This is a genomic window from Photobacterium lutimaris, assembly GCF_003025555.1.
GTDB classification, from domain to species: Bacteria; Pseudomonadota; Gammaproteobacteria; order Enterobacterales; family Vibrionaceae; genus Photobacterium; species Photobacterium lutimaris.
This window is the reverse complement of record NZ_PYMH01000003.1, coordinates 350,932-358,447: the sequence shown is the minus strand read 5'-3', so window position 1 is coordinate 358,447 and position 7,516 is coordinate 350,932. Positions and strand designations below refer to the sequence as shown.

The 7,516-nt window shown below is 47.2% G+C and carries 7 protein-coding genes; 1 reads left to right on the top strand and 6 read right to left on the bottom strand.

Translation table 11 applies throughout. The features are described 5' to 3' along the window. The 5 genes from C9I99_RS10590 to C9I99_RS10570 all read right to left on the bottom strand — a co-directional run. Nucleotides 1-1,300 (bottom strand): putative Ig domain-containing protein (locus C9I99_RS10590; RefSeq protein ID WP_244916303.1); only part of this gene is annotated, 1,300 nt, incomplete at its 3' end. A 206-nt stretch (nt 1,301-1,506) separates the two neighbouring features. After that, entirely contained in the window at nt 1,507-2,124 is a 618-nt protein-coding gene (locus tag C9I99_RS10585; RefSeq protein WP_107348835.1) for a phage tail protein, read from the bottom strand. An 81-nt stretch (nt 2,125-2,205) separates the two neighbouring features. Then, nucleotides 2,206-3,144 carry a methionyl-tRNA formyltransferase gene (locus C9I99_RS10580; RefSeq protein ID WP_107348834.1) on the bottom strand — a complete coding sequence of 313 codons (939 nt, stop codon included), beginning with the start codon at nt 3,142-3,144 and terminating at the stop codon, nt 2,206-2,208. 20 nt (nt 3,145-3,164) lie between these two features. Next, nucleotides 3,165-4,409: an SAM-dependent methyltransferase gene (locus C9I99_RS10575; protein ID WP_107348833.1), complete on the bottom strand. Its 1,245-nt coding sequence runs from the start codon at nt 4,407-4,409 to the stop codon at nt 3,165-3,167. After that, nucleotides 4,406-4,876, bottom strand: coding sequence for an aspartyl/asparaginyl beta-hydroxylase domain-containing protein (locus C9I99_RS10570; protein ID WP_166645428.1), 471 nt, complete (start codon nt 4,874-4,876; stop codon nt 4,406-4,408). The genes C9I99_RS10575 and C9I99_RS10570 overlap by 4 nt, the downstream gene beginning before the upstream one ends. 395 nt (nt 4,877-5,271) lie before the next feature. Here C9I99_RS10570 and C9I99_RS10565 point away from each other — a divergent pair, with 395 nt between their 5' ends. Beyond that, complete coding sequence (locus C9I99_RS10565; RefSeq protein ID WP_107348831.1) at nt 5,272-6,294, top strand: acyltransferase family protein; 1,023 nt, start codon at nt 5,272-5,274, stop codon at nt 6,292-6,294. Nucleotides 6,295-6,361: 67 nt separating this feature from the next. Here the strand turns inward: C9I99_RS10565 and C9I99_RS10560 are convergent, their stop codons facing one another. Then, entirely contained in the window at nt 6,362-7,243 is an 882-nt protein-coding gene (locus C9I99_RS10560) for a putative PEP-binding protein (RefSeq protein WP_107348830.1), read from the bottom strand. Nucleotides 7,244-7,516 lie beyond the last annotated feature (273 nt).

Here is a 7,516-nt window from a genome sequence, read left to right as displayed (position 1 = left end):
CCACTTCCAGATTGAACGCACCCAAACTGGCGGTTTCAGTGCCATCACTGACCTTAATCATGATGTTCGAGGTGGTACCGACATCATCGTTAGTCGGTGTACCGCTGAGCAAGCCGCTCGCGGTATTAAAACTCGCCCACGATGGCTGATTTTCAATGCTGAAGGCCAGGTCATCGTTGTCGATATCACTCGCCGTCGGCGTGAAGCTGTAACTGGCATCTTGCTGCACACTGGTGCCCGGACTGCCTGAGATCACCGGCGCGTCGTTAACGTTCACCACTTCGAGATTGAACGCATCCAAACTTACCGTTTCTGTGCCATCACTGACCTTGATAGTGATGTTCGAGGTCGTGCCGACATCGTCATTGGTCGGTATGCCGCTCAATACACCCGAAGCCGCATTAAAGCTCGCCCACGATGGCTGATTTTCAATACTGAAGGTCAGATCATCATTGTCGATATCGCTCGCCGTCGGGGTAAAGCTGTAACTGGCGTCCTGCTGCACGCTGGTAGCTGGGCTGCCACCGATTTGCGGTGCATCGTTAACGTTCACCACTTCCAAGTTGAAGGCTGCAAGACTTACGGTTTCTGTGCCATCACTGACTTTAATAGAGATGTTCGAGGTAGTACCGACATCGTCGTTGGTCGGCGTGCCACTCAATACGCCCGAGGCCGTATTAAAGCTTGCCCACGCAGGTTGGTTTTCGATACTGAAGGTCAGAACATCGTTGTCGATATCACTGGCGGTCGGCATGAAGCTGTAGCTGGCGTCCTGGTTGACCGAGGTCGCCGGCGCCCCTGAAATGATCGGCGCTGTGTTACCTGCCGACAAGGGTGTCACCGTCAGTCTGAAGGTTAGGTCATAATCGGGAAAAACAGCACCATCTAAATACAGTTTTCCATTAGGATAAAATGGTGGGTTTCCGTAATTAGCTGACTTGTTACTATCCGAATAGTTAATGCTATGACAATCAGCAGGCATTAGCGTAAAAAGATAAGTATTCCCTTCAGTAACAGGTACAGAGTCGGTAAGGGAAATTTCACTAAAACTATAACCATTCTGCTCTGAACTGGTGATGAACGTATTAGTGAAATTCCATTGTTGTTCACTACCTATTGACGCACCTTTACTACCACTAAATTCATAAAATTGAATTGTACATGTAGATGATTGGTTTGAAACAAGTTCTACTTTGGTAACCACACCTGTTGCAGGAGCTTCAAACGTCTGCCCCCACTCCGAACCGTACTGGCTAGAAGACCAAATATTAAACGCCCAGCCATTAGTGTCATTTACCACAATCGCACTGTTCACTTGCCCAGAATATATCAAACCCAAGGTTGCACTATAAAAAATTATAGCTCTCCAACAATTTCTCAAGCTATTTGGACCAAATCTAAACAAACCATCCATATCTATTTCTCCCCCAGTTACCACATCCTTGTGGTGCTCAGCCCTTTATAGTGATCCTCGACAATTATCTATGATGAACTAGACCCCCTTCCTTAGTTGCGCGATGGAAATACCCCCACTAAAGAAATGATGTGGTAAAGACCCAAATACGGATTTCGAATCCCAAATGCTTGGTTTGAACCTGTGTTTCCAACTGCCACCGTTCCGCCACCGCTGCTGCTCCCCTGCACGCGCACGCCACCAAGAGAAACAAGATCAGCATCAGCAGGGTTTGCGGCATAGGCTGTTTGTAAACCCATACCTTCGGTCACATTCGCTAAAACAGCATTGTCTTTAGCAGCCGTATCGCCCGCTTTTTTTGAGGCCATCACTGACACCTCAACGCTACCGCCACCGCCAGACGGGTTAAACTCAGCCACATGTGAATGTTGAGGAAGATTGTTTAAACTCAGCGTCGTAAGTTCAGAACCATAGCTCTGGCCCCACATTATTGTTGACAAACCTTTTCCTTGCCCCACCCCCACAGGCGAACGCCCCTGTAAATCAGGTAAGCCAAGTGTTGTTCTACCATCCCCACCAAACGTGGTTCCAAGCAAGGCAAAAACCGCCTCATTGTTATTAATTGGCAGCAATTGCCCTTGACAAAATGAACTGCCTTTCGGGGCAAAGTTGAACCCAACGGTATGAATACTTCCTATATAGGTTTCCATGAACTTTCTCCTTACAATTAATGGAGATAGTCACGACTACATAACTGTGAACTATCAGCAAGGTGGCGAATATTGCTTCGCCTACCCCAAAATCATCCCAGCATCTAGCTGGTAAAATACGGCGAACTGATAGCCACTGTAGTAGCCCGATTGGGCGACGATCACATCCAGGCTCACTGCGCCGTCTTTAGCGGCCACAATCAGCCCTTTACCTTTATCAACCGCCAGCACAGTACCCGGAACGCATCCAAAGCTAGGCTGCGAGCTGGCAGAGATTTGCATGACGTTAAACGTACCACCATTGACATGGACCGCCACGCCACCATGGTGAGGATTACCGGCCCGTGCCGCACCGATAAAATCGGCCACGGTATGCTCGGACCAACTAAGCTGGGCATTGTCAGCATTAACTCTCGGAGCCAGCGATACCTCGCCTTGCTGCGCCCGCCATTCAATGGCACCAGCTTCGTAGCCTGCGATAAAATCGGCCACCAACTGCGGGGCGGCTTGCATCACGCGAAGACTGAAGCTCTGATGATTATCAAAAGGATGAATAACTAGCGGTGATTGCAAACCTATCTCACCACTATCCATCTGCTGAGTAAGGCGGTGCAAAGTCAGTTGGGTTCGGGTAAGGTTATCGCGCAATTGCCAATAGATGGGGTTGCTACCCCGGTAGACAGGCAGATCGGACGCATGAAGGTTAAAAATGTCCCCCTCAAAGTAATCACAGACCTGGGCTTCGATTTTATGAGAAAAGCCAAAAACTAACCCCGCGCTGGCTTGCCAATAATCGAACTGGGCCAACAAGCATGCATCATTTAGATCAACTTGGGGAATATCTGCCTGTACCAGTTGCTGGCGCAGTTGTTGCAAATCGCCGACTAATCGGCTGTCACCGAGATCTTCTAGTGATAACGTCACCACACCCGCCAGCCTGTTTTGACTCGCGAGCAACTCAATAACAGGGATACTGACGCAACTGGTAGTAAAAACAACGACCTTGTTTAAGCGTTCCATGCTCTGATCCTTTTGCTAGCTTAGGCTTTGACGGGAATGAACCGAGGCAATCCCGATAATTGATAATAAAAGCCAACCCTCTCCCCACCTCGAGCAACAAAATACTTGTTGTCGGGAACCGAAGGCGTGGCATCGACGTAAAACGTCATGTCCGGTAAAGGGTGAGTAATACCGGAGTCATACTCATCAACCACTTCGTCGCCAAAGGCATGGATACGCGCATATATCGCAAGAATTCGCTCTGGCATATCAGTGACACCATCAGGTAACAACAGCGTGCCCGCCTGAACGACCTCAATATCACCGGACAGCGTAATGGGTTGCATCGCAATCAATGCTGTTTTGGATATATGTAATATTTCACCCAATTCAACTCGCTGCTCACGGGCAGATAGGTTGGATGAATGGGTATAGGCGGCAGACTGCCACTGTTGGTTAAACTCCGTGTCGCCGTGTACCATGATCGCCTGTACAGAAATGGACTGCGGCACTAAGAAGCCATCAAGGCTCAGGAACTGAACCTGGTGCCGGGCAATGCTTAACTGCCCCTCTTGGGTAAAGCCATGTTGCAACGCCTCAAGCAACAGAATGTCTATCGCCCCCTGCGGCTCGTACTGTGTGGCATCTGCCTCGACGATAGCTTCGACATAGTCCGATACATTCAGGTCTTTAACCAATTGGTGCAATGACTGAATCGCGCCTGGCTGTATATCGACAAGCACGACCTTTAACTGACTACTGTCGACCCCACCTTCGTCTTGGTAATACTGCAACAATGGCAGTAACAATGGGGCAAAGGGACCACAAGCCGGATAGAGCAAACGCACTTGCTTCCTGTTGCTGAGCTTGGCTTTGATCGCTTTATCTAACCCACGAACGAACCCACGTATTCGGTAAATATCTTTGATGGTGGTACTGCAATTGAGTGGCGACATAATCAGCCCTGTTGCGCTGACATATTGACGGGTCAGAACATCTTGGCTCAAAGCCGCCTGCGCCATTGACAACATGGCCTGATCGTACATATCAGTAAAAAGTGCAGTTAACTGCTCATGCACGGTCACGCTGTCAGTCAACACAGCCGTCATCGCTTGGGTAAAGCTCTGCTGCAGTTTCAACTTGCGCTCGGCCTGGGATAACTGTTGCTGCGCCAAGGACTCCAGTTGCTGACGGATGGAAAACTTCAACAGATCATCAACGGCGGGATCCGCAAAATCGAGCTCGGCCACATTTGAATGTTTCACCTTCTGTGCTTGTGTTTTCATCTATTTTCATACTCCGTCGTTGGTTGAAGTTGTGCCATGAGCCAATCATTGACAATACAATCGAAAACCAGGTGAATACGAGGCATATGGCCTCGGTGATAAACAGCATGCTCTGCGGCCGCATTGATGTACCACAACTCTCCTTCAGACATTTTCAAACGCTTACCCCCGACAACGAACTCCACATCCGGATCAGTTTTCAGACAATAGTGAAGTCTTGCTTGACCGTTTGTAAGCACTAATCCGTTATCCGTATGGGGCAAAATCATTGAACCTGGGTTTAGTTTCATCAACCGGGCAGATAATATTGAGCATGGAAACGAAGTTAAAAATTGATAGATACCCGGCAGCGAGCCAAGAATAGGGAAATTGTCATATTCTTCAGAATTGGCTGACTCTTCAAAATTAAACGCTTGCAAAATGGGGGAAGAAATCTTGTATTTTGCCAACCCTCTCAACGGCAGCACACACCATTCCCCATCAAAGCACCTTTTATTAACGTGACTTAACCACTTAGCCTCATCAACTTTATCTAAATCAATCGTTTGCTGCTTAGTACTCAGCAAGGGCTTTGGGGAGTATATTTGAGTAAAAATAATGAAACCTTCTACGCACTGTTATCAGAGTAAATAAAAGCTTAGAACACCAATAAGGAACTTGTTGCACAATCGCTGTGTATGAGATAGCGATCACAAATGACCATAAAAATAGACAAACATCATCAAGCTTCTTACTCATTTGAACTATCTCTCATCAATTGTTTGGGCTATAGCACAAGTTTTGAAAGTCTAACGCGGTGAAATATCTCACAGTCCACGACAACTGTTAGAATTGAGGACTGAATTAACCACTCTCAATTTCAATGACACATCACCGCATTACCAGCTTCGAAGCCGGAAGGATCATTGCCCTTCTCGGCGTTATCGCTATTCATAGCCAACTCTTTATGACCGTCCCCTTGATTAACGGAGAGCCATGGCTAGGCCTACTCATTAACCAACTCAGTCGATTTGCCGTCCCACTGTTCTTTATTTTGGCTGGATATTTCATCGCTCCGAAACTTTCCGCTTTGCCAGCAGGTACGATGAAGCAATACAGCCTGCCATTGCTGAAAGTCTGGCTGGTATGGAGTGCAATATATTTCCTTGTGCCCTTTAACCTCCAGTTAGCCTGGGAGGCAGGTTATCTGGCTGAGCGCAGCGGCTATTGGCAGTACTTGCTCTCCCAACCGCTCAATACCCTGTTTGAAGGCAGTTTGGTTCATCTCTGGTATATCCCTGGTTTGATTTGTGGGCTTTTGATTATGGCAATTTGTTGTCACGTCAAGAAACAAAGCTTGATCATGCCTGTTGCGATAGCACTTTATCTCTTTGGACTTACCGCTGGTAGCTATGAGCCACTCACTGGTATTGAATCTCCGCTGTTCACTCGCAACGGGCCATTCATGAGTATGCTGATGCTCACTATTGGCTTTATGACCAAACAAAAAGGATGGCAAATAAGCGTTGGTAAAGCGACGGCTCTCGCCATTGCTGGAATGGGGTTACATTTGGCAGAAGCGGTGTACTTGACGAGCTATGACATACCTTTCAATATGCATGATTTCCTCATTGGGACCCCTTTCTGGGCGGCAGGGCTATTTTTCATATTGATGAGCCATCCTCAATTTGGGCAATCACTGGTAAAATTCAACATTAGCAAACAGGTACTCGGAATTTACCTGATTCACCTGCTGATCATTATCTATTTAATGCGTCTCCTTCCTCTGCTTGGTTTAACAGGCTACGCCAATGACATATTGCGTTTTGTTCTCACATGTATCATTAGCTATGGCTTAGTTGCACTGATAGGTAAAACGCCACTTCGCAGTGTCCTGCTAAGGTAAGAACCAGCAAAAAAAGAACCCGGCAGGATAAGGCATCCGCCGGGTTCTTCATTTCAAAGTTTGTTCTCTATTGTGTAATCACTTTAGAAACTCCATGCTCCATCAACCACAGCTGGAGGTTAGGCGCCTTATTGATGTAATGGCTCAGCATATCACATGGCTTCTTCGCTACATTTGTAGCCTTCAAAGCATGGTCAATGAGTGCTAATACCGCCTCATTTTGATCATCATGCAAATACTCCAATGACGGATGTGTTTGATCCAAGCCAAGAGCAAACTGAGCTAGCTGATCAATATCAATGACTAGGCCATCGAAGTATTGCAAAAACTTTTCAGCCATCAGTGCATTGGCTGGTAGTTCAGCCATCAGGTGGACCTTAAGCCCCTGCGCTCCTCGGCATAACCCTTGCTCTGCCAGTAAATCAATGGCTGTCGCCGCCTCACTGAAAGTTCTAACAAATGGGATAACCAGCTCGATATTCGCCATACCTTCTGCAATGCGGGCGCGCTTAATGGCTTCACATTCCAGTTCAAACGCTTTACGAATCGCCTTGTTCGCCCAGCGAGAAACGCCTCGTTGGCCAATAAGAGGGTTTACCTCTTTGGCTTCTAGTTCTGAGCCCAGAAGCGATTGTCTCTGGTATGAATCCGCGCCAGCAAGGCGTACTTTAAGCGGTTTATCCCCAGCCTTCTGTGCCGCAGTGATGAACTTCTCTGCCAATGCAGAGACAAAATATTCGGCTGGGTTCCCCTCGGTTTGTGCCAGTAACTGCTGCTGAGTTTCTGAGGACAAGTCAGCAGGATATGCCGCTGCCAGAGGATGGATCCCAATTTCTAACAAAAGATCATCAACCGATAGCAGGCCAATATCAGCTCGCATATCTGATAATTGCGAAGAGGATTTAAGGATTTCAGAAAATTGTAAACCTGACTGAGCGCTGTTTGTCATAAGCCACCATAACTACTTTATCTTGGTTCTTTATCAATCAGGAAGAAAATATATAGGGATTCATCAATGAGCCTGAGCCTGTGATTCCTTTGGTATATCGACTTCCATTTTTACCCACACAATATGGGTAGATATTCACATAGACCCAACATACTGACTCATGCCATCTGACGCAAGTAGCGATGATGAAAGTTTTACTCTTCCGCAGCTCCGATAAGAGCAAGATCGTGAATTATTCAAAAAACCAAGGCATTTAATGCTACGTCCATACTA

Bases quoted from the DNA above. Each gene is read 5' to 3' on its own strand.
- C9I99_RS10585 (WP_107348835.1), bottom strand. From the start codon at position 2,124: ATGGAAACCTATATAGGAAGTATTCATACCGTTGGGTTCAACTTTGCC.
- C9I99_RS10580 (WP_107348834.1), bottom strand. From the start codon at position 3,144: ATGGAACGCTTAAACAAGGTCGTTGTTTTTACTACCAGTTGCGTCAGT.
- C9I99_RS10575 (WP_107348833.1), bottom strand. From the start codon at position 4,409: ATGAAAACACAAGCACAGAAGGTGAAACATTCAAATGTGGCCGAGCTC.
- C9I99_RS10565 (WP_107348831.1), top strand. From the start codon at position 5,272: ATGACACATCACCGCATTACCAGCTTCGAAGCCGGAAGGATCATTGCC.
- C9I99_RS10560 (WP_107348830.1), bottom strand. From the start codon at position 7,243: ATGACAAACAGCGCTCAGTCAGGTTTACAATTTTCTGAAATCCTTAAA.